Annotated in this window: 23 protein-coding genes; 16 read left to right on the forward strand and 7 right to left on the reverse strand. The window is 71.8% G+C overall.

Annotated elements, in window-relative coordinates; genetic code table 11:
- Nucleotides 1–208: 208 nt before the first annotated feature.
- Entirely contained in the window at nt 209–1,009 is an 801-nt protein-coding gene (locus tag JOE35_RS05345) for a winged helix-turn-helix domain-containing protein (protein WP_209560222.1), read from the reverse strand.
- 492 nt (nt 1,010–1,501) lie between these two features.
- Complete coding sequence (gene upp, locus JOE35_RS05350; RefSeq protein WP_209560223.1) at nt 1,502–2,134, reverse strand: uracil phosphoribosyltransferase; 633 nt, start codon at nt 2,132–2,134, stop codon at nt 1,502–1,504.
- A gap of 56 nt (nt 2,135–2,190) precedes the next feature.
- On the opposite strand from upp, the gene JOE35_RS05355 reads away from it, so the two are divergent.
- The gene (locus tag JOE35_RS05355; RefSeq protein ID WP_307802948.1) at nt 2,191–2,655 is read left to right on the forward strand and encodes a nucleoside deaminase; all 465 of its coding nucleotides are present in this window, start codon (nt 2,191–2,193) and stop codon (nt 2,653–2,655) included.
- Between the two features lie 31 nt (nt 2,656–2,686).
- Here JOE35_RS05355 and JOE35_RS05360 read toward each other — a convergent pair whose 3' ends face one another.
- Nucleotides 2,687–3,649 carry a cation diffusion facilitator family transporter gene (locus JOE35_RS05360; protein WP_209560224.1) on the reverse strand — a complete coding sequence of 321 codons (963 nt, stop codon included), beginning with the start codon at nt 3,647–3,649 and terminating at the stop codon, nt 2,687–2,689.
- 42 nt (nt 3,650–3,691) lie between these two features.
- Between JOE35_RS05360 and proC the strand changes: the two genes are divergently transcribed.
- On the forward strand, nt 3,692–4,543 hold the full coding sequence (gene proC / locus JOE35_RS05365; protein ID WP_209560225.1) for a pyrroline-5-carboxylate reductase: 852 nt from the start codon (nt 3,692–3,694) through the stop codon (nt 4,541–4,543).
- A gap of 81 nt (nt 4,544–4,624) precedes the next feature.
- Here the strand turns inward: proC and JOE35_RS05370 are convergent, their stop codons facing one another.
- Nucleotides 4,625–5,296: a TrkA family potassium uptake protein gene (locus tag JOE35_RS05370; protein WP_209560226.1), complete on the reverse strand. Its 672-nt coding sequence runs from the start codon at nt 5,294–5,296 to the stop codon at nt 4,625–4,627.
- Nucleotides 5,289–6,746, reverse strand: a complete 1,458-nt coding sequence (locus JOE35_RS05375) for a TrkH family potassium uptake protein (protein ID WP_209560227.1) — start codon at nt 6,744–6,746, stop codon at nt 5,289–5,291. Before JOE35_RS05375 ends, JOE35_RS05370 begins: the two co-directional genes overlap by 8 nt.
- A 34-nt stretch (nt 6,747–6,780) precedes the next feature.
- On the opposite strand from JOE35_RS05375, the gene JOE35_RS05380 reads away from it, so the two are divergent.
- The 5 genes from JOE35_RS05380 to JOE35_RS05400 all read left to right on the forward strand — a co-directional run bounded on the left by JOE35_RS05380 (nt 6,781) and on the right by JOE35_RS05400 (nt 8,721).
- On the forward strand, nt 6,781–7,299 hold the full coding sequence (locus JOE35_RS05380; protein WP_209560228.1) for a helix-turn-helix transcriptional regulator: 519 nt from the start codon (nt 6,781–6,783) through the stop codon (nt 7,297–7,299).
- A gap of 167 nt (nt 7,300–7,466) precedes the next feature.
- The gene (locus tag JOE35_RS05385) at nt 7,467–7,661 is read left to right on the forward strand and encodes a helix-turn-helix domain-containing protein (protein ID WP_123546729.1); all 195 of its coding nucleotides are present in this window, start codon (nt 7,467–7,469) and stop codon (nt 7,659–7,661) included.
- A 107-nt stretch (nt 7,662–7,768) separates the two neighbouring features.
- Nucleotides 7,769–7,867, forward strand: coding sequence for a 30S ribosomal protein bS22 (locus JOE35_RS05390; RefSeq protein WP_003792170.1), 99 nt, complete (start codon nt 7,769–7,771; stop codon nt 7,865–7,867).
- 288 nt (nt 7,868–8,155) lie between these two features.
- On the forward strand, nt 8,156–8,422 hold the full coding sequence (locus tag JOE35_RS05395) for a glutaredoxin family protein (RefSeq protein ID WP_209560229.1): 267 nt from the start codon (nt 8,156–8,158) through the stop codon (nt 8,420–8,422).
- Complete coding sequence (locus tag JOE35_RS05400) at nt 8,419–8,721, forward strand: Dabb family protein (protein WP_209560230.1); 303 nt, start codon at nt 8,419–8,421, stop codon at nt 8,719–8,721. Before JOE35_RS05395 ends, JOE35_RS05400 begins: the two co-directional genes overlap by 4 nt.
- Nucleotides 8,722–8,848: 127 nt before the next feature.
- On the opposite strand, the gene aspS is transcribed toward JOE35_RS05400, so the two are convergent.
- Nucleotides 8,849–10,183: an aspartate--tRNA(Asn) ligase gene (aspS, locus tag JOE35_RS05405; protein ID WP_209560231.1), complete on the reverse strand. Its 1,335-nt coding sequence runs from the start codon at nt 10,181–10,183 to the stop codon at nt 8,849–8,851.
- A gap of 82 nt (nt 10,184–10,265) precedes the next feature.
- Between aspS and JOE35_RS05410 the strand changes: the two genes are divergently transcribed.
- Genes JOE35_RS05410 through ccsB form a run of 5 tightly spaced genes read left to right on the forward strand, consistent with a single transcriptional unit; the run spans nt 10,266 to nt 15,267 of the window.
- Nucleotides 10,266–10,913, forward strand: coding sequence for a histidine phosphatase family protein (locus JOE35_RS05410; protein WP_209560232.1), 648 nt, complete (start codon nt 10,266–10,268; stop codon nt 10,911–10,913).
- Nucleotides 10,913–11,521, forward strand: coding sequence for a TlpA disulfide reductase family protein (locus tag JOE35_RS05415; RefSeq protein ID WP_209560233.1), 609 nt, complete (start codon nt 10,913–10,915; stop codon nt 11,519–11,521). Before JOE35_RS05410 ends, JOE35_RS05415 begins: the two co-directional genes overlap by 1 nt.
- A gap of 2 nt (nt 11,522–11,523) precedes the next feature.
- Nucleotides 11,524–12,321: a cytochrome c biogenesis protein CcdA gene (locus JOE35_RS05420; RefSeq protein WP_209560234.1), complete on the forward strand. Its 798-nt coding sequence runs from the start codon at nt 11,524–11,526 to the stop codon at nt 12,319–12,321.
- The gene (locus JOE35_RS05425) at nt 12,305–14,197 is read left to right on the forward strand and encodes a cytochrome c biogenesis protein ResB (RefSeq protein ID WP_209560235.1); all 1,893 of its coding nucleotides are present in this window, start codon (nt 12,305–12,307) and stop codon (nt 14,195–14,197) included. Before JOE35_RS05420 ends, JOE35_RS05425 begins: the two co-directional genes overlap by 17 nt.
- Complete coding sequence (ccsB, locus tag JOE35_RS05430; protein WP_307802949.1) at nt 14,194–15,267, forward strand: c-type cytochrome biogenesis protein CcsB; 1,074 nt, start codon at nt 14,194–14,196, stop codon at nt 15,265–15,267. Before JOE35_RS05425 ends, ccsB begins: the two co-directional genes overlap by 4 nt.
- 13 nt (nt 15,268–15,280) lie before the next feature.
- Here the strand turns inward: ccsB and JOE35_RS05435 are convergent, their stop codons facing one another.
- Nucleotides 15,281–16,315 carry an o-succinylbenzoate synthase gene (locus JOE35_RS05435; RefSeq protein WP_307802950.1) on the reverse strand — a complete coding sequence of 345 codons (1,035 nt, stop codon included), beginning with the start codon at nt 16,313–16,315 and terminating at the stop codon, nt 15,281–15,283.
- Nucleotides 16,316–16,354: 39 nt separating this feature from the next.
- Here JOE35_RS05435 and JOE35_RS05440 point away from each other — a divergent pair, with 39 nt between their 5' ends.
- Genes JOE35_RS05440 through JOE35_RS05455 form a run of 4 tightly spaced genes read left to right on the forward strand, consistent with a single transcriptional unit; the run spans nt 16,355 to nt 19,891 of the window.
- Nucleotides 16,355–16,735, forward strand: a complete 381-nt coding sequence (locus JOE35_RS05440; protein WP_209560236.1) for a hypothetical protein — start codon at nt 16,355–16,357, stop codon at nt 16,733–16,735.
- A 37-nt stretch (nt 16,736–16,772) separates the two neighbouring features.
- Nucleotides 16,773–17,681, forward strand: a complete 909-nt coding sequence (locus JOE35_RS05445; protein ID WP_209560237.1) for a 1,4-dihydroxy-2-naphthoyl-CoA synthase — start codon at nt 16,773–16,775, stop codon at nt 17,679–17,681.
- Nucleotides 17,682–17,727: 46 nt separating this feature from the next.
- Nucleotides 17,728–18,933 (forward strand): AMP-binding protein, encoded by a 1,206-nt coding sequence (locus JOE35_RS05450; RefSeq protein ID WP_209560238.1) that lies wholly within the window; start codon nt 17,728–17,730, stop codon nt 18,931–18,933.
- A gap of 10 nt (nt 18,934–18,943) precedes the next feature.
- Complete coding sequence (locus JOE35_RS05455) at nt 18,944–19,891, forward strand: 1,4-dihydroxy-2-naphthoate polyprenyltransferase (RefSeq protein WP_307802951.1); 948 nt, start codon at nt 18,944–18,946, stop codon at nt 19,889–19,891.
- Nucleotides 19,892–19,913: the final 22 nt, after the last annotated feature.

Here is a 19,913-nt window from a genome sequence, read left to right on the forward strand (position 1 = left end):
GGCCCTCATTCCCTTGCACCAGAGTTGTCCTGCAATCACATCCTGCCTCGGCCGCCACAGCAAACGACCTCGACCCGCTCACGATATAACGACCAGGTAACGGTCGTCTAGTTATCGAAACGTTATTTTCCTGGGAACTCTCCGCGAGCCGCCGGGAGGACTCCTGTACCCCGCCGCGTACCCCGAACGGACGACCCGGTCAGGCGCCTCAGAAGAGATCGGGCGACGGCGTCGACGCGTGCCGGATCGAGACGTCGGCGTGGCGGTCGAAGCGGTAGCCGGCCCCGCGCACGGTGCGCACGACGTCCTCGAAGGCTCCGAGCTTCGCGCGGAGGCGGCGCACGTGCACGTCGATGGTGCGCTCGTTCGGCACCTCGTCGTCGCCGTCGCCGTCGGCCCAGAGCCCGCTGATGAGCTCCGACCGCTCGATCGTGCGGCCCTCGCGGAGCACGAGGTACTGCAGCAGCTCGAACTCCTTGTACGTGAGGTTCGCGGCCTCGCCGTCGAGCAGGACGCGCTTGCGCGAGATGTCGACGACCACGCCGCCGCGGGCGCCGGGCTCCTCGGCCACCTCGGCGGCCTGGCGGCGGGCGGCGACGGCCGACGGGTCCTGCAGGGCGAGGCGGACGACGTCGACGTCCCGGCCGCCGGCGCCGGTGGGGGCGATGGCGACGGCGGCGTGCGTCTCGGCGGCGGGCGCGATCTGGGCGACGAGCGCCTTGATCTGGGCCACGATGTCGCCGAGCTCGGTGCCGGTCTGCGCGGCCGTGACCTCGTCGATGCCGACGTAGAGGGCGAAGCCGCGGGCCTCGGTGCCCTCGGGGAGGGCGCGGGTCCGGGGAGCGGTCGGCTCGCCAGGGGCAGGTGCCGAGGCAGGGGCGGCGGACGTGGCAGCCGCGGCCGCGGCTGTCGTGGACGCGCGGCTCAGGGGAGCAGCAGCGGCCGAGGAGGTGCGGGCCGGCGAGACGGTGCGGGCGGCGGTGACGGGGCGGTCGAGGATGAGGGACATGACAGGCGGGGTCCTTGCGGGAGGGCGGCAGGACGACTCCACGCCCGGCGTCGGCCGGGGACTGGAGCGTCGTGCTCGATGTGTGACGGTGCTCGATCCCGCCGGCGATGGTGCCGTACGTCACGAGCAGTCGGTGCAGTGCACCGTCCGGACGCGCGTCGGGTGACGACGCGGATCGTCCGGGAGTCGATGACTCGACGTCCGGGTGGGGACGCGAGCTCAGCTGGCGGTGTCAGCAGCTGCGACTCGGCGAGGTGTGTGGCCGGGTCAGGCACACATTCGACACATGACCGCGTGCATCGGCATCATCATGCCGGCGCTCCCGGAGGCCTCGAGGGAGGTCGGAGCGAACACGTGGGAAGTCATGGGGCGATTCTCGGCCAGTGCCGTCGTCCGTGTCAAGACGACACGACGGAGCGCCCGATCCGTGCGCACGTCGCGAGGACGTGGCCGGTTCGGGCGCTCAGGAGGTGCTGGTCGCGACCGCGTCGCTCAGGCGAGGCCGTAGAGGCGGTCGCCCGCGTCGCCGAGCCCCGGCACGATGTAGCCGTTCTCGTCGAGCTTCTCGTCGACGGCGCCGAGGACGACGTGCACGTCGCGTCCCTCCATCGCGGCCTCGACGGCGGCAAGGCCCTCGGGGGCGGCGAGGATGCAGACGGCCGTGACGTCGACGGCCCCCCGGTCGAGGAGGTAGTCGATCGCGGCGATGAGCGATCCGCCCGTCGCGAGCATCGGGTCGAGCACGAAGCACTGGCGGTTCGACAGGTCGTCGGGCAGGCGCTCGGCGTAGGTCGTCGGCTGCAGCGTCTCCTCGTCGCGGACCATGCCGAGGAACCCGACCTCGGCGGTCGGGACGAGCTTCGTCATGCCCTCGAGCATCCCGAGGCCGGCGCGCAGGATCGGCACGACCAGCGGGCGCGGCTGGCTGATCTCGAGGCCGGTGGCCGGGCCGACCGGCGTCTCGATGTCGACGTGGGTCGTCCGCACGTCACGGGTCGCCTCGTAGGCGAGCAGCGTGACGAGCTCCTCGGTCAGGGCCCGGAAGGTCGGCGACGGCGTGTTCTTGTCGCGGAGCACGGTCAGCTTGTGGGTGATGAGGGGGTGGTCCGCTACGTGCACTCGCATAGGCTCCACGGTAGCGGAGTCGACCGGCCCGCGAGTCCCGTCCCAGGAGCGTCGCCGTGCCCCTCGTCCCGTCGCAGCTCGAGGCGTGGATGGGCGACGCGCTCGCCCAGGCCGAGGGCTGCCGCGTCTCCGGGGACGTCCCCGTCGGCGCCGTCGTGCTGGACGCCTCCGGCGAGGTGATCGGCACCGGCCGCAACGAGCGGGAGCTGCTGCAGGACCCGACGGCGCACGCCGAGGTCCTCGCCCTCCGGGCCGCGGCCCGGCACACGGGCGACTGGCACCTGACCGGCACGACGCTGGTCGTCACCCTCGAGCCGTGCCCGATGTGCGCCGGGGCGATCCTCGCCGCGCGCGTGCCGAGGGTCGTCTACGGCGCCTGGGACGAGAAGGCAGGAGGCGCGGGCAGCGTCTACGACATCCTCCGCGACCGCAGGCTGCCGCACCGCGCCGAGGTGTTCGCCGGCGTGCGCGAGGCCGAGTGCCGGGCCCAGCTGGACGCCTTCTTCGCCGAGCGTCGCTGACGAGCGCGGCCCCCGGCAGCCACTGCGGCCGCTAGTCGGCGGCCTTGATCACGATCGCGTCGGTGGGCGGGTCGACCCGGTCCGGCTCGTGCCAGACGTCGGGCTCGACGTAGATGACCCGCGCGATCGGCACGGCCTCGCGGACGCGTGCCTCGATCGCGTCGATGGTCGCCGACACGTCGCGCAGCGCGGTGCGACCGTCCATGGCGACCTTCACGGCGACGAGCAGCTCGTCGGGGCCGAGGTAGAGGGTCTTCATGTGCACGATCTGCTCGACCTCCGGGCCGGCGGTGATCGCGGTGCGGATGGCCTCGACGTCGCCGGCGGAGGCGCCCTCGCCGACCAGCAGGCTCTTCGTCTCGATGCCCAGCACGACGGCGACGGCGACGAGCAGCAGGCCGATGGCGAGCGTCCCGATCGCGTCGAAGACGCCGTTCCCGGTGATCCAGGTGAGGACGACGCCGATCATGGCGAAGCTGAGGCCGAGCAGCGCCGCCGCGTCCTCGAGCAGCACCACCGGCAGCTCGGGCGCCTTGGCCCGGCGGATGAAGGCGGGCCAGCTCTGTGCGCCCTTGGCGGGGCGCGCCTCCTTGATCGCGGTGCGCAGCGAGAAGCTCTCGAGGCCCAGCGAGATCGCGAGCACGAGGACGGGCAGCCACGGCACGTCGAGGGGGTGCGGCTCGCGCAGCTTCTCGACGCCCTCGTACAGCGAGAAGACGCCGCCGACGCTGAACAGGATGATCGAGACGACGAAGGCGTAGACGTAGCGCTCGCGGCCGTAGCCGAAGGGGTGCTCGGCGTCGGCGGCCTTGCGGGCCTGCTTGCCGCCGAGCAGCAGCAGCAGCTGGTTGCCCGAGTCGGCCAGGGAGTGCACGCCCTCGGCGAGCATCGACGACGACCCCGAGAAGAACCAGGCGACGAACTTCGTCACCGCGATCCCGAGGTTGGCGCCGAGCGCCGCGAAGATCGCCTTGTTGCCGCCGGACGTGCTCATGTGGAGGTCCCCTCGTGTCTGGGTCGATCTTAGGATGGCCCGATGGTCACGACTCTCCCCGCCACCGCACTTCTCGGAGCCGGCTCGATGGGCGGCGCCGTCCTCGCGGGCCTGCTCGGCCCCGACGTCGTCGTCGAGGGAGGCATCCGGGTCACGAACCGCACCGAGGCCAAGGCGGGTCCGCTCCGTCAGTCGGGCGTCACGTCCCTGGCCACCGAGACCGACCGCGACGCCAACGCGGCTGCGGTGCGGGGCGCCCGCCTGGTGCTGATCGGCGTCAAGCCGCACATGGTCGTCGACCTGCTGACCGAGATCGCACCGGCGCTCGAGCCCGACGCCGTCGTCGTCAGCCTCGCCGCGGGCGTCACGACGGCCACGATGGAGGCAGCGGTGCCCTCGTCCGTCGCCGTCGTCCGCTCGATGCCCAACACGCCCTCGCACGTCGGCCTCGGCGTCACCGGCCTGAGCGCCGGCTCGCGCTCGTCCGACGACGACCTCGCGCTCGCCCGCCGCCTCTTCGAGGTGGTCGGCGACGTGGTCGTCGTGCCCGAGTCGCAGATCGACGCCCTCAGCACCATCTCGGGCTCAGGGCCCGCCTACGTCTACCTGCTGGTCGAGGCCCTGCAGGAGGCGGCTGTCGGCCTGGGCTTCACGCCCGCCCAGGCGGCCACGATGGTCCAGGGCACCTTCCGCGGAGCCAGCGAGCTGCTCGCCACGAGCGATCTGACCCCGGCCGAGGAGGCGCCCGCCGAGCTCCGCAGGCGCGTCACCAGCCCCGGCGGCACGACCGAGCGGGCCGTCGCCGTGCTCGAGCAGGGCGGCCTGGCCGACCTCTTCGGCCGCGCCGCGCAGGCCGCCCTCGCCCGCAACCGCGAGATCGCCGAGGGCCGCTGAGGCCCGCTGCCGGCCGCTGCCTGCCGCCGGGCCGCTGCCTGCCGCCGAGTCCTGCTGCTGCTGCTGCCGCGTCCGCGGGCGTCAGCCCTCGAGCGCCGCGAACTTCTCGATGGTGCGGCTGTCGCCCGACACGATGATGAGGTCGTGGTTGCTGATGACCGTCTCGGGCGTCGCCTCCTTGAAGGCGCCTCCCGGGCTCTTGACGCCGACGACCGTCACGCCGTACTTGGTGCGGATGTTCGAGGCGGCCAAGGAGGCGCCCCGCACCGGCTTCGGCGGGTACATCTTGACGATCGCGAAGGCGTCGTCGAACTCGATGTAGTCGAGCATGCGGCCCGAGACGAGGTGCGCGACGCGCTCGCCGGCCTCGCGCTCGGGGTAGATGACGTGGTTCGCGCCGATGCGGGCGAGGATCTTGCCGTGCGACTGGCTGATCGCCTTCGCCCAGATCTGCGGCACCTTGAGGTCGACGAGGTTCGCGGTGATGAGCACGCTCGCCTCGATCGACGAGCCGACGGCGACGACCGCGATCGAGAAGTCCTGGGCGCCGATCTGCTTCAGCGCGTCGATGCTGCGCGCGTCGGCCTGCACGGCGTGCGTGACGCGGTCGGCCCACTTCTGCACGAGCCCGGCGTCGGTGTCGACGGCGAGCACGTCACGGTCCTGTCGCTCGAGCTGGCCTGCGGTCGCGGCGCCGAAGCGGCCGAGGCCGATGACGAGCACCGGCGCGTCGTGCTTGATCTTGTCAACCAACGATCGGTCGCTCCTCGGCTCTCGTGAACAGCTGGCGTCGCTGGCTGGCGGCCAGGGCGACGGAGAGCGTCACTGTACCAACGCGGCCCATCCACATGGTGACCGCCAGGATGTACTTCGCCGAGTCGGGCAGCCGGTCGGTGAGCCCCGTGCTGAGGCCTGAGGTCGCGAAGGCCGAGATGCACTCGAAGAGCACGTGGTCGAGCGGCTCCTTCGTGATGTGCATGATCAGGATGCTCGAGACGGCCACGATCGTCGCACCCCAGAGCACCACGCTGACCGCGAGGCGCAGCACGTCGCTGGGGATGCGGCGGCCGAACGCCTCCATCGAGCGCTGGCCGCGAGCCTCGGCGAAGGCGGCCAGGAACAGCACGGCCAGGGTCGTGACCTTGATGCCGCCCGCCGTCGAGGCCGAGCCGCCGCCGATGAACATGAGCATGTCGGTGACGAGCAGGGAGGAGCCGTTGAGGTCGGAGATCTGGATCGTCGAGAAGCCGCCCGACCTCGTCATCATGCTGAGGAACAGCGACTGGAAGACCGTGGGCCCTGCCTCGATGTCGCCGAACGTCTTCGGGTTGTCGAACTCGAGCACGATGTACAGGGCGGTGCCGACGACGATGAGGATCGCCGTCGTCAGGAGCGTGAGCTTGACGTGCACCGACCAGCGGCGGGGGTTCCGCGGGTTGCGGGCGAGCGCGTAGATCACGGGGAACCCGATGCTGCCGAGGAACACCCCGACCATGATCAGGCTGAGGAACCAGTAGTCGCTCTCGAACGCGGCCAGCCCGTCGGCGTTCGGGGTGAAGCCCGTGTTCGTGAAGGCCATCGCCGAGTAGTAGAAGCTGTCGAGCACGGCGTCGCCGAGGGCGATCCCGTCGATGACCATCCGCGGGATCATCAGCAGCGCGATGACGAGCTGGATCACGAACGAGCTGAGGGCGACCGTGGTCAGCAGGCCGCCGATCTCGCCGAGGCGCACCGCCTGCCCCTCGGGCACGGGGCCCGCGTGGGCGCGGAGGGGGTTGCTGTCGCCCGCCGCCATCAACCGGGCCCGCAGTCCGAGCTTGCGCGAGACGACGAGGCCCATGATCGACGCGAGGGTCAGCACCCCGATGGCGCCGATCTGCACGCCGACGAAGATCACGACGTGGCCGAAGAGCGACCAGTGCGTCGCCATGTCGACCGTCGCGAGGCCCGTGACGCAGATGACGGACACCGCCGTGAAGAGGGAGTCGGCGAGCGGGGTGACCGTGCGCTCCGCGGAGGCGACGGGCAACGAGAAGAGCACCGTGAAGACGAGGATCAACCCGGTGAAGATCAAGATGGCGAAGCGCGCCGGCGACTTGCGGCCGATGTCGTCGACCCAGTCGGAGAGACGGTGGAAGACGCTCCGAGGGCCGGGGGAGGGTCCGCGCCGCGGCGCGACGGAGGCGCGCGTCACAGCCGTCATGGTACATCCGGCCCGTCGTCGTTACTGTGGCTGCATGCCCGACATCTTCGCCGTGATCGCCGACGGCACGCGCCGGGACATCCTCACCGTCCTGCTCGACGCCCACGTCTCTGCCGACTCGCGGACCGGTGACGTCAGCGTCGGCGAGATGGTGTCGGCGCTCGGGCTGAGCCAGCCGACCGTCTCGAAGCACCTCCGAGTCCTCCGCGACTCGGGGCTCGTGCACGTGCGCGAAGACGGTCAGCACCGCTACTACGGCATCGAGACCGGCCCGCTCGAGGCGGTCGACGACTGGCTCGTGCCTTTCCTCGGGGCCGACCTCGGCGACGGCCTCGACGCTGCCTCCGGGGCGTTCGCCGCCTGGGCGGGCGCCAGCGTGCCGGCGCCCATCCGTCGGGCCGCCGAGTCGCTGCCCGACGCGACCGACGTGGCGAGCGGGCTGGGACGGGCCGTGGCCGACGCGCAGCACCGTGCCTCCTCGGCTCTGCACGACGCCCAGAGCGCCCTCGACGAGCGCGTGATCGACCCGGTGCGCAAGCGGCTCGGGCGCTGATCCCTCCACCTCTGCCACCAGGGTCGCCCCTGTCCACAGGTGGTCCTCGCGACCGTTGCACCCACGGCACGCGCGCCCCTAGAGTGACCACGAGTCACAGGAGCACCTCCTGCCGCTCCAGTCCCGGCGTCGACGTCGGGCCTTCCCCACCAGCGCCAGGAGGCGACGTGACCCACGATCTCTCGGACGTGAGGTTCCTCACCGTGGCCGAGGTGGCCGGCATGATGCGCGTCTCGAAGATGACCGTGTACCGGATGGTGCACTCGGGCGAGCTCCCCGCGATCCGGTTCGGCCGGTCGTTCCGCGTGCCCGAGTCTGCCGTCGCCGCCGTCCTGCAGAACGGCGTCGCCGACGTCGGCTGACCCCGTTTTCGACAATCACGGGTCGCCCTAGTACACTGACCCGAGGCATTTTTCCGCGGTTCTGTTTCGGACCCGGTCGTCCGATCCATGAATCAGTGAGGTCCTCTATGGGTTCTGTCATCAAGAAGCGTCGCAAGCGCATGGCGAAGAAGAAGCACCGCAAGCTGCTTCGCAAGACTCGTCACCAGCGTCGCAACAAGAAGTAGAAGTTGCGTGAGATGTGCCCTCGGCCGTTCCGGTCGGGGGCACATCTCTTTGCCCGCCGTCCGCCCTCGCGCGACCTGTTCCCGTCGCTCCTCAGGCGCGCGCAGCCCGCAACTTGAGAGTCATCCGTCCCCTGGGCACCGCAGATCCGGGGCGGATGTGCCCCTGCCGAGCGGATCTGTCTCGGCTTGGGCGACCCAGCAGCGCCTGACCTGGCCCCGGCACCCACCGCGCAGGAGGCGGCGGCGCGACCCAGCACCTCCTCCGACCGCCGCGCTAGGGTCGAGGGCGTGCCCGTTCCCCGCATCTCCCTGCTGACGAAGCCCGGCTGCCACCTCTGCGACGAGGCGCGCACCGCCCTCGACGCCGTCCTGGTCGAGCCAGAGTTCGCGGCGGCCGACCTCGCCTACGTCGAGACGGACATCCTCGGCGACGACGCCCTGCGCGCCGAGTACGCGGAGGAGATCCCGGTCGTCCTGCTCGACGACCGCGTGCACACCATCTGGCGCGTCGAGCCCGACCGCCTCCGCACCGCCCTCCGGAAGGCCCTCGCATGACCGTCAAGCACATTGTCATCTGGAACCTCGTCGCGACCGACGACGCGTCGCGCCAGCACGCTGCCGCACGCATCGACGAGCTGCTGACCGGCCTGGTCGGCACCGTCGAGTCGATCCGGTCGCTCGAGGTCGTGCGCAACGTCGCCTACCCCGAGACGAACGGCGACGTCGCGGTCGTCGCCGAGTTCGACGACGCCGCCGGCCTCGACGCGTACATCGTGCACCCGGCCCACCAGGAGGCGGCGGCCGAGATCCGCACGCTCGTCACCGGCCGCGGCGCCATCGACTACGAAGCCTGACGCCCAGCGCGAGTAGGTCCGTGACTCAGGACGACCGCCTCCCGCGTTCCTGATCGGTGCACGGATCAGGAACACGAGTCCTCTCCCCGCAGGGATCAGGCAACAAGTTCCTGAATGAGGAGGAGAGCTACGGCGTGAGACGCGTCGGCCCGCGGAACAGGAACGTCACCTCGCGCAGGTTCGGCTGGTGCAGCATGAGCATCAGCACGCGGGCCAGGCCCATGCCGAAGCCGCCGTGCGAGGGCGCCCCGTAGCGGAAGAAGTCGAGGTAGCCGCCGAGCTCCTCCGGCTTCATGCCCTTCTCGCGGATCTGGGCCTCGAGCACGTCGACGCGGTGCTCGCGCTGGGCGCCGGTGGTGATCTCGGTGCCGTTGTAGATCAGGTCGTAGCTCTTGGTGAGCTGGGGGTCGTCGTCGTGGCGCATGTGGTAGAACGGCCGGATCGAGGCGTCGTAGTCGGTCAGGAACACGAAGTCGTGGTCGTGCGTCTCCTTGACCCAGGCCGCGATCTGTCGCTCGCCCTCGGGGTCCATGTCGGCGTCGGCACGGGGCACGACGTAGCCGCGGTCGGCGACGATCTGCTTGGCCTCGGCGAGGGGGATGCGGGGGAACGGCGTCGTCGGGACGGTCAGGTCGACGTCGAAGAGCTCCTTGATCTCCGTGCCGTGCTTCTCGACGACCGCCGTGAAGGCGGCGACGAGCAGTTCCTCCTGCATCTGCATGACGTCCTCGTGGCTGTCGACGTAGCTGATCTCGGCGTCGACGCTCGTGTACTCCGTCGCGTGGCGCGAGGTGAACGACGGGTCGGCGCGGAACACGGGGGCGATCTCGAAGATCTTGCCGAAGCCGGCCGACTGCGCCATCTGCTTGAAGAACTGCGGGCTCTGCGCCAGGAACGCGCTGCCCTCGAAGTACTCGACCTTGAAGAGCTCGGCGTTCGACTCGCTCGCCGACGCCATGATCTTGGGGGTGTGCACCTCGATGTAGCCGCGCTCGACCCAGTAGGTGCGCATGGCGTGCTCGAAGGTGGTCTGGACACGGAAGATCAGCGCGTTGCGGGGGACGCGCAGGTCGAGGAACCGCCAGTCCATCCGCTTGTCGATGCCGCTGTCGGCGGCGATCGGGGTCTCGGGGTCGGCGAGGCTGTCGACGGCGAGCCCGTCGATCTTCACCTCGATGCCGCCGAGCTTCACGCGCTCGTCGTGCTTGAGCTGACCCGTGACCGTCACGAACGAGCCCTGCGAGAGGCCGGAGATCGCGTCGGCGATCTCGTCGGTCTCGCCTGCCTCGGCGAGCACGTCGGCGGCCGTGCGGGGACGGACGAGCTGGACGGCGCCGGACTCGTCGCGGAGGACGACGAACTGCACCTTCTTCTGGTCACGGACCGTGTCGACCCAACCGGACACCGTCACGGGGCCGTCGGGGAGGGGCGAGAGGTCGCTGATGAGGGTGCGTTCGATCACGGGGCCAGAGTTTACCGCGACGTCGAGCTTTCGGCCTCCCGTGAGGGAGGTGGGAGTGCAGGCCCGATCTAGACTGGTGGCCATGCCCGCCCAGCAGATCCACCTCGTGCGCCACGGCGAGGTGCACAACCCCGACCACGTGCTCTACGGCCGACTCGAGGGCTTCGGGCTCAGCGAGCTCGGTCACCGGATGGCCGCCTCCTCGGCCGCGATGCTGCAGGCGCAGGGCGCCCCGGTGGCTGCTGTCGTCGCCAGCCCCCTGCAGCGCACCCGCGAGAGCGCCGCACCGTGGGCCGCCGCGTACGGTCTCGACGTGCAGGTCGACGAGCGCCTGATCGAGCCGACGAACAAGTACGAGGGCCGTCGCTCCGACTTCACCGTCGCCAAGCAGCTCGCGGTGCCGGCCGAGTGGCCGTGGATCGTCAACCCGCTCAAGCCGAGCTGGGGCGAGGCCTACGTCAGCATCGCCGCCCGCATGCTCGCGGCCGTCGACGAGGCCTGGTCGAGCGTCGACTCGGGCGACGTCGTCCTGGTCAGCCACCAGCTGCCGATCTGGATGGTGCACCGCAGCGTGACCGGTGCCCGTCTCTTCCACGACCCGCGTCGTCGTCGCTGCTCGCTGTCGAGCATCACCACCCTCGAGCGCCACGGCGGCCGGTTCGTCGAGGTCGGCTACCAAGATCCGGCTGCCGACCTGCTCGAGCGAGCCGTCGACCTCGGAGCCGTCTGATGCGCCGCGCCTCCTTCGCCGTGGGGGCCGTCGCGGCGGCCTCCGCACTCGCGCTGGTCCTCACCGGCTGCACCGCCCAGTCGGACCCCCTCGCCGAGCAGTACCGCGCCGGCGGCACCGAGAACTACATCAGCGGCGCCGGCACGGTCACCGAGCGTCCCATGTCCGAGCGCACCGATCCGGTCGAGTTCACCGGCACGACCGACGAGGGCGACGAGTTCTCGCGCGCAGACCACGACGGCGAGGTCGTCGTGCTCAACTTCTGGTACGCCAGCTGCCCGCCCTGCCGCAAGGAGGCGCCCGACCTGCAGCAGCTCAGCGTCGACTTCGCCGACCAGGGTGTCCAGTTCGTCGGCGTGAACGTGCGCGACCAGGCCGACACGGCCCGCGCCTTCGCCGAGAAGTTCGACATCACCTACCCGTCGATCGTCGACACCAACGACGGCGCGGTCCAGCTCGCCCTCGCGGGCACCATCGCCCCGAACGCGGTGCCGACGACGATCGTCCTCGACAAGCAGGGTCGCATCGCGGCTCGGGTGCTCGGCGGCCTCGACGGCCCCAGCACGCTCAAGACCCTGATCAGCGACGCCGTCGCCGAGCAGGACTAGAGGTGTACCAGGGCAACCCCTTCTTCGAGGCGGTCGCGGGCGGCCAGCTCGCCGTCGCCCTGCCGGTCGCGCTGCTCGCAGGCCTGATCTCGTTCCTGTCGCCGTGCGTGCTGCCGCTCGTGCCCGGCTACCTCGGCTACGTCGGGGGCCTCGCAGGAGGCGGTCGTCGCGCCGTGAAGACGGCCCCCGCAGCCGACGCGGCCGCGACCACCGCCGCCCGCGACCGTCGCCGCATGGTCATCGGCGTCCTCCTCTTCATCGCTGGCTTCTCGCTGGTCTTCGTCGGCGGCAGCCTCGCCTTCTCGGCTGCGGGCTTCTGGCTGGTCCAGTGGCGCGACCTGATCGTGCGCCTGATGGGCCTGGTCGTGATCGCCCTCGGCCTCGTCTTCGTGGGCCAGTTCACGTTCCTCCAGCGGACGATCAAGCCCGGGTTCGCCCCGGCGACCGGCCTGGCCGGCGCCCCGCTGCTCGGCATCGTCTTCGGCATCGGCTGGACGCCGTGCATCGGCCCCACCCTCACCGCCATCTACGCCCTGTCGTTCACGAGCGGATCGGCGACGTCGAGCGTGCTGCTCGGGCTCGCGTACTGCGTCGGGCTGGGCGTCCCGTTCCTGCTCGTCGCCCTGGGCTTCGGCTGGGCGACGCGCTCCATCTCGTTCGTCAAGCGCCACATGCGCACGGTCAACATCGTCGGAGGCTCCATCCTGATCGCCATCGGCCTGCTCATGGTCACCGGACTCTGGTCCTCCCTCATGTCGCACCTCGGGGCGGTGATCGCGAGCTATGGCACGATCGTCTGACCCCGAGCGCCGCGGCCCCGCCGACGCGATCGGCCCGGTCGACGCGACCGGCCCCGCCGACGAGACGGACGTCTCGTCCGACCCGCTCCGCCCGAGCGACCACTACGACTCGGCCCCCGCGCGCACCCCCGGCGACCAGGGCGCGGGCGCCGCCGACGTCGTGCAGCCGCGCCTCGGCCCCGTCGGCTACCTCCGCTTCTTCTGGCGGCAGCTGACCAGCATGAAGACGGCGCTCTTCCTCCTGATGCTGCTCGCCGTGGCGGCGATCCCCGGCTCGCTCGTGCCGCAGCGCACCTCCGACCCGAACGGCGTGGTCCAGTACCGCGCCGAGCACCCCGACCTGTTCCCGGTGCTCGACAAGCTCGGCGTCTTCGACACCTACTCGTCACCGTGGTTCTCGGCCGTCTACCTGCTGCTCTTCATCTCGCTGATCGGCTGCATCGTGCCGCGCACGAAGCACCACTTCGAGGCGCTCCGCTCGAAGCCGCCCAAGACCCCCGCGCGCCTGTCCCGGCTGGCGGGCTACCGCTCCGTGACGCTGCAGACCGCAGGAGGCGCGGCGGACGACGCGCTCGCCCCCGCCTCCGTCGTCGAGCAGGCCCGCGCGCAGCTGAGGCGCGCCGGGTACCGCACGCAGGTGTTCGGCGACTCGGTCAGCGCCGAGCGCGGCTACCTCCGCGAGACCGGCAACCTCGTGTTCCACACGGCGCTCGTCGGCGTGCTGCTGACGGTCGGGATCGGCGGCGGCTTCGGCTACACGGGCCAGCGCGTGGTCGTCGAGGGCCAGACGTTCACGAACGCCCTCGTGTCGTACGACTCGTTCAACCCGGGTCGCTGGTTCAGCGACGCGCAGCTCTCGCCGTTCAACATCACGCTCGACGAGTTCACGACCACGTACGAAGAATCGAACGCGGACGCGCTCGGACAGCCGCTCGACTACACGGCGGACGTCACGACGACGACCCAGTCGGGCGACACGAGCGAGCACGAGATCAAGGTCAACAGCCCGCTGTCGATCGGCGGCTCGAACGTCTACCTGCTCGGCAACGGCTACGCGGTCGACGTCACGGTGAAGGCGCCCGACGGCTCGGTCGCGTTCCGCGACACGATCCCGTTCCTGCCCCAGGACGCCAACCTCACCTCGCAGGGCGTCGTCAAGGTGCCCGACGGCCTGTCGGACCAGATCGGCATGATCGGCTTCTTCTACCCGTCGGCCGTCGAGACGGGCGACGGGTCGGGGATCCTCGCGTCGAGCTACCCCGACCTGCTGAACCCGGTGCTCAGCCTCAACGTCTACCAGGGCGACCTCGGCCTCGACGCCGGGGTGCCGCAGTCGGTCTACTCCCTGGACACCGACGGGATGACGGAGATCGCCGGCGCCGCCGCCGACCAGTCCGCGCTGCAGCTCTCGCCCGGCACCACCGCGGACCTGCCCGACGGCCTCGGCACGGTGACCCTCTCCGACGTCAAGCGCTTCGCCTCCCTCGACGTGCACCACGACCCGTCACAGCTCTGGGTGCTGCTCTTCGCCGGGCTCGTCTTCGCCGGTCTGCTGACGGCCCTGTTCGTCCCTCGCCGACGCTTGTGGGTCAAGGCCAGCGCCACCGACGGGGGAGTGCTTCTCGAGTACGCCGGCCTCGCCCGCGGCGAGGACCCGACGCTGGCCCGTGCCGTCCGCGACATCGCTCGGACGCACCTCGCCGGGCTCGGCGTGCCCGCCGACGCAGCCCGCGCCGCGACGAGCGACGACGACCCGAACGACGACGCCGGCGACGGCTCGAGCAGCGCAGGCGCCGCCGCGTCCGGCTCGACCTCGAACGACCCTGCCCGCTCGACAGAGGCGCCCAGCCGCGCCGGACGTAGGATGCGACCGTGACCGAAGACCTCGCCAACTTCTCGCTCGTCGCCGTGTACTCGGCGATGGCGATCTACACGATCTCGTTCGTGGCCTTCGCCCTCGACCTGGCGAAGCGGTCCGGTGACGCGCAGCAGGCCCCGGCTCCGAGCGCGACCGCGACCGCAGGGCCCGAGGCAGGGTCCGTCCGCGGGGCCGGTCGCGGCTCCGCCCGAGCCGCGGTCTCCGGCGGCAGCACCATCGTGCTCGACCGCGAGGCCGCCACCACGGTGACGGCCGGCGACGGACGAGGCTCCGGCTCAGCCGGCCCCTCGGGTCCCGGCTCGTCCCGCCGCCGCCGCCGGGGGTCGAGCTTCGAGCGCGTCGCCACGGCGATGATGGTGCTCGGCCTGCTCGTCCACGTCTCCAGTGTCGTGACTCGCGGCATCGCCGCCGAGCGGGTGCCGTGGGCCAACATGTTCGAGTTCTCGCTCACGGGCACGGCGATCATCGTCGCGGTGTACCTGGTCGCCGGTCGCTTCGTCGACCTGTCGTTCCTCGGCGCCTACGTGATGGGCCTGAACCTCGTGCTGCTCGCCATCGGCAGCGTGAACTACTACGTCGAGGTCGTGCCGCTCCAGCCCGCCCTGCAGTCGGCCTGGCTGGTCATCCACGTGCTCGTGGCGATCCTCGGCACCGGCTTCTTCGCCATAGCCGCCGGTCTGTCGATCGCGCAGCTGATCCAGACGAAGCGCGAGCAGGCCCGGCTGTCGGGGCTCCGCTTCATGGACACCCTCCCCGGCGCGGACCGCCTCGAAGATCTGGCCTACCGCGTGGCCCTCGTCGGCTTCGTCCTCTGGACCTTCACCCTCATCGCCGGTGCCGTCTGGGCCGAGCGTGCCTGGGGTCGCTACTGGGGCTGGGACACCAAGGAGGTCTGGACGTTCATCATCTGGGTCCTCTACGCCGGCTACATCCACGCCCGTGCGACCCGCGGATGGCGCGGTGCCCGGTCGTCGTGGCTGTCGATCATCGGCTTCGCCGCGGTGCTGTTCAACTTCGGCGTCGTGAACGTCTTCTTCAAGGGCCTGCACGCCTACTCGGGCCTCTGACGCACTTCTGACCTCAGCGGGCGAGCAGCCCCCAGGAGGCGCGCACCCGACCCAGCCACCACTCGCGTCGGTCGTCGGGTGCCGCGTGCTCTCGCAGCAGGTCGACGTCGACGTCGACCCGGCGCACGTCGATCGACCCGTCCACGGGGACGAGTGGTTCGCGCGTCACGTCGGCCGCCAGCAGGGCGGCCGTCCCCAGGCCGCAGTCGTAGGGGAGGTCGGGCAGGGCAGCCGCGAGGTACGCCCCCATGCTCAGCCCGACCGAGGTGTCGAGGGCGCTCGAGACGACGACGGGCAGCCCTGCCTCGGACACGATGCGGAGCGCCGACCGGATCCCCCCGAGCGGCTGCGCCTTGACGACGAGCAGGTCGGCCGCCCCGGCGCGGGCGACGGCGAGCGGGTCGGCAGCCTTGCGGACGCTCTCGTCCGCGGCGACCGGCACCCCGAGGTCGGCCGTGCGGCGTCGCAGCTCGGCCAGCTCGGGCACCGAGGCGCAGGGCTGCTCCGCGTACTCGAGACCGAACGGGGCCAGGGCTCGCAGCGCCTCCTCGGCCTGGTCGACGCTCCAGCCGCCGTTGGCGTCGACCCGGACGCGGCCCTCGGGGCCGACGTGCTCGCGGGCCGCGGCGACCCGGGCGACGTCGTCGGCGAGCGTCTGGCCGCGCTCGGCGACCTTGACCTTCACGGTGCGGCAGCCGGGGAACCGGGCCAGCACACCCGCGACCTCGTCGGGCCCGACGGCGGGCAGGGTCGCGTTGACGGCCACGCGGGAGGCGCCGGGCGAGAGAGCAGGACCCCAGCCGAACTCGACGGCCGCGGCCAGCCAGGCCGCCGCCTCCTCTGGCGCGTACTCGACGAAGGGGCTGAACTCGGTCCAGCCGCGGGGCCCCTCGACGAGGAGCGCCTCGCGCACCTCGATGCCCCTGAACCTCGTGCGGAGCGGCAGCTGCACCACGTGCGCACGGGCCAGCAGGTCGTCGAGCGGCGGCAGCTCGGTCCGGGGGAGGAGGGGCGTGGTCGGCTGGGCAGGCTCGGCGGGCGTCGTCACCTCGCCAGTCTCGCACCGCGCCCGCTAGGGTCGACCACCATGGCCGCGCCCGATCTGACCCCGTCCGACGACGCCGAGTCGCCCGCCGAGGGGCTCGCGATCTTCGACGACCAGACCCACGACGAGTCCGCCGCCCCGGCGCGCAGCTCGCGGCTGGGCGTCGTCGTGCTCGTGCTCGCCGTGGTCCTGCTCGCCCTCGACGGCGTCGCGATCGCCCTGCTCGCGGGCGACGCCGTCACCGCCGCGGCGTCGATCGCCCTCGTCACGATGCTCGCCTCGATCGGCGTCGGTGTCGTCGCCCTCGTGGCCGTCGCCACGCGCCGCGGCCGGTGGCAGGCCGTCGCCGCGGTGCTGCTCAGCGTCCTGGCCAACCCGTTCGTGTTCGTCTGGCTGCTGGGCGCCCTCGTCCCCTCCCTCTGACGCGCCGCCTCCTCGGCCCGGTCGTAGGCTGGTGGGCATGTCCGCCGCAGTGTCCGACCTGTTCGATCCAGCCGAGTGGCGAGAGGTGCCGGGCTTCGACGGCCTCACCGACGTCACCTACCACCTCGACGTCGACGGCCGGGTGGCCCGCGTCGCGATCGACCGGCCCGAGGTGCGGAACGCGTTCCGGCCGCGCACCGTCGACGAGCTGTACCGCGTGCTCGACCACGCACGCCAGCAGAGCAGGGTCGGCGTCGTGCTGCTCACGGGCAACGGCCCGAGCCCGAAGGACGGCGGCTGGGCCTTCTGCAGCGGCGGCGACCAGCGCATCCGCGGCCGTGACGGCTACAAGGCCGAGGGCGCCGAGGCCAACGTGGCCGATCCTGCCTCGGCGGGGCGCCTCCACATCCTCGAGGTGCAGCGCCTCATCCGGTTCATGCCCAAGGTCGTCATCGCGGTCGTGCCCGGCTGGGCGGCGGGCGGCGGCCACTCGCTCCACGTCGTCTGCGACCTCACGATCGCCAGCCGTGAGCACGGCAAGTTCAAGCAGACGGACGCCGACGTCGGCTCGTTCGACGCCGGCTACGGCAGCGCCTACTTCGCGAAGCAGATCGGCCAGAAGCTCGCCCGCGAGGTGTTCTTCCTCGCCGAGGAGTACAGCGCCGACCGCGCCCACGAGATGGGCGCCGTCAACCGCGTCGTCGCGCACGCCGACCTCGAGAAGGAGGCGCTGGCCATGGCCCGCGTCGTCCTCACGAAGTCGCCCACCGCCATCCGCATGCTCAAGTTCGCGTTCAACGCCACGGACGACGGCATCGTGGGCCAGCAGGTCTTCGCCGGCGAGGCGACGCGCCTCGCGTACGGCACCGACGAGGCCGTCGAGGGGCGCGACTCGTTCCTCGAGAAGCGCGAGCCCGACTGGTCGCCGTTCCCGTGGCAGTACTGACGCCGACGGGGCGCGCAGCAGGGCACGACACGAGGAGGCGCGGCGCGTGACCCGCCCCCTCCTCCCCGTCGACGCGCGACGCCCGCTCGACGTGCTCGAGGCCCTCCGCGAGGCCCTGGCAGGTGGTCCCGCCGTCGCTCCGCGCACCGACGACCACGTCCCCGCCGACCTGCCCGGCTCGGTGCCGCAGCCCGTGGCGCTCGTCGTCGAGACGAGCGGGTCGAGCGGCGTGCCGAAGCGCGTGATGCTGCCGGCCGACGCCCTGCTCGCCGGCGCGGCCGCGGCCGACGGTGCGCTCAGCGGCCCCGGGCAGTGGCTGCTCGCACTGCCGGCGCACTACGTCGCAGGGACGAACGTGCTCGTGCGCAGCATCGCCGCCGACACCGAGCCCGAGGTCCTCGCCCCGGGGCACTTCGACCCGGTCGCGTTCGCCGAGGCCGCTCGTCGCCTCGAGCACCCCGTCCGCTACGCGTCGCTCGTGCCCGCGCAGCTCGCCGCGGTGCTCGACGCCGCCGAGCACGACGACGGCGTGGCCGACGCGGCGCAGAGCTTCGCCGCGGTGCTGGTGGGCGGGCAGGCGACGCCCGCCTCCCTCGTCGACAGGGCCCGCGCCTCCGGCGTGAGGATCGTCCGCACCTACGGGTCGAGCGAGACGAGCGGGGGCTGCGTCTACGACGGCGTGCCCGTCGGTCGCACGCGCGTGGAGATCGTCGACGGACAGGTCGAGCTGGCCGGTCCGTCGCTCGCCCTCGGCTACCTGGGCGACGACGCCCGCACCACGGCAGCGTTCGTCGAACGCGACGGAGAGCGCTGGTACCGCACGGGCGACGCCGGCGAGCTGTCCGACGTCGGTGTCCTGACCGTCGCCGGGCGTCTCGACGACGTCGTCGTCTCCGGGGGAGAGAAGGTCTCGCTGGGGCTCGTCGAGCGGGTCGTCCGCGAGCAGCCGGGGCTCGGCTCCGCGGTCGTCGTGCGGGCGCCGCACGAGCGGTGGGGCGAGGTGCCCGTCGTCGTCGTGGGGGAGCCGGTCAGCCGCGGCCTGCCCGAGGCGCCGGGCCTGCCCGAGTCGCCTGGCCTACCAGCGCTGCCAGGCCTGCCCGAGCTGCGGGCCGCTGTCGCTGCCGCCCTCGGTCGAGCGGCGGCGCCCGACCGGCTCGTCGTCCTCCCCGAGCTGCCCCTGCTCGCCAGCGGCAAGCCCGACCGCCGCGCCCTGCAGGCCCTCGTCGCGGGCGGCGACCCCGCCCGGAACTAGGATCGGTCCCGTGGCACGAGCGACGACATCCCAGAAGAAGAAGCGCGGCGGCCGACCGGGAGGCCGACCGGGCGCCCAGCGAGCCCGCCGCGTCACGCCCGGCGACTGGATCGGCGGCGCCCGGCTGCGCACGCTGCCCCTCGGGGTCGCGCCCGTCGCGCTCGGCACCGGTGTCGCCCGGGCGAACGGCAGCTGGGACCTCCCGCTGGCCCTGCTCTGCCTCGCGATCGCCGTGTTCCTGCAGATCGGCGTCAACTACGCCAACGACTACTCCGACGGCATCCGCGGCACCGACGCGCATCGGGTCGGCCCGGCACGTCTGACGGGCTCGGGCAGCGTCCGGCCGAAGACGGTGCTGCGGGTCGCCCTCGTCTTCTTCGGCCTCGCGGCGCTCGCCGGCGTGGTCGTCGTCGTGACCACCGGCTACTGGTGGATGCTCGCGGTCGGCGCGGCTGCCGTCGTCGCCGCCTGGTACTACACGGGCGGCAAGCGCCCCTACGGCTACAACGCCCTCGGCGAGGTCTTCGTCTTCGTCTTCTTCGGCCTGGTGGCCACCGTCGGCACCGCGTTCGTGCAGCTGCACAGGTTCCCCGCCGACGCCTGGATCGCGGGCATCGCCGCCGGGCTCTTCGCCTGCGCCGTGCTGATGGTCAACAACATCCGCGACATCCCGCAAGACGCTGCGGCAGGCAAGCGCACCCTCGCGGTCGTCGTCGGCGACACCGTGGCACGGGCGCTCTACGCGCTGTTCCTGCTGCTGCCGTTCCTGCTGCTGGTCTACTTCGGCTTCCTGTACTTCAACGCGCCGTACGTCTACTTCGTGCTGATCACGGCGGTGCCCGCAGCGGTCATCGGCGTCACCGGCAAGACGCCGCGCGAGCTGATCCTCGCCCTGCAGCTGTCGTCGCTCACGGCGCTGCTGTTCGGGCTCGGCCTCGGGGCCGCCCTCTTCTTCTAGACAACTGCCCTCTTCTTCTAGA

Origin of the sequence: Frigoribacterium sp. PvP032 (assembly GCF_017833035.1) — a bacterium.
Lineage (GTDB): Bacteria > Actinomycetota > Actinomycetes > Actinomycetales > Microbacteriaceae > Frigoribacterium.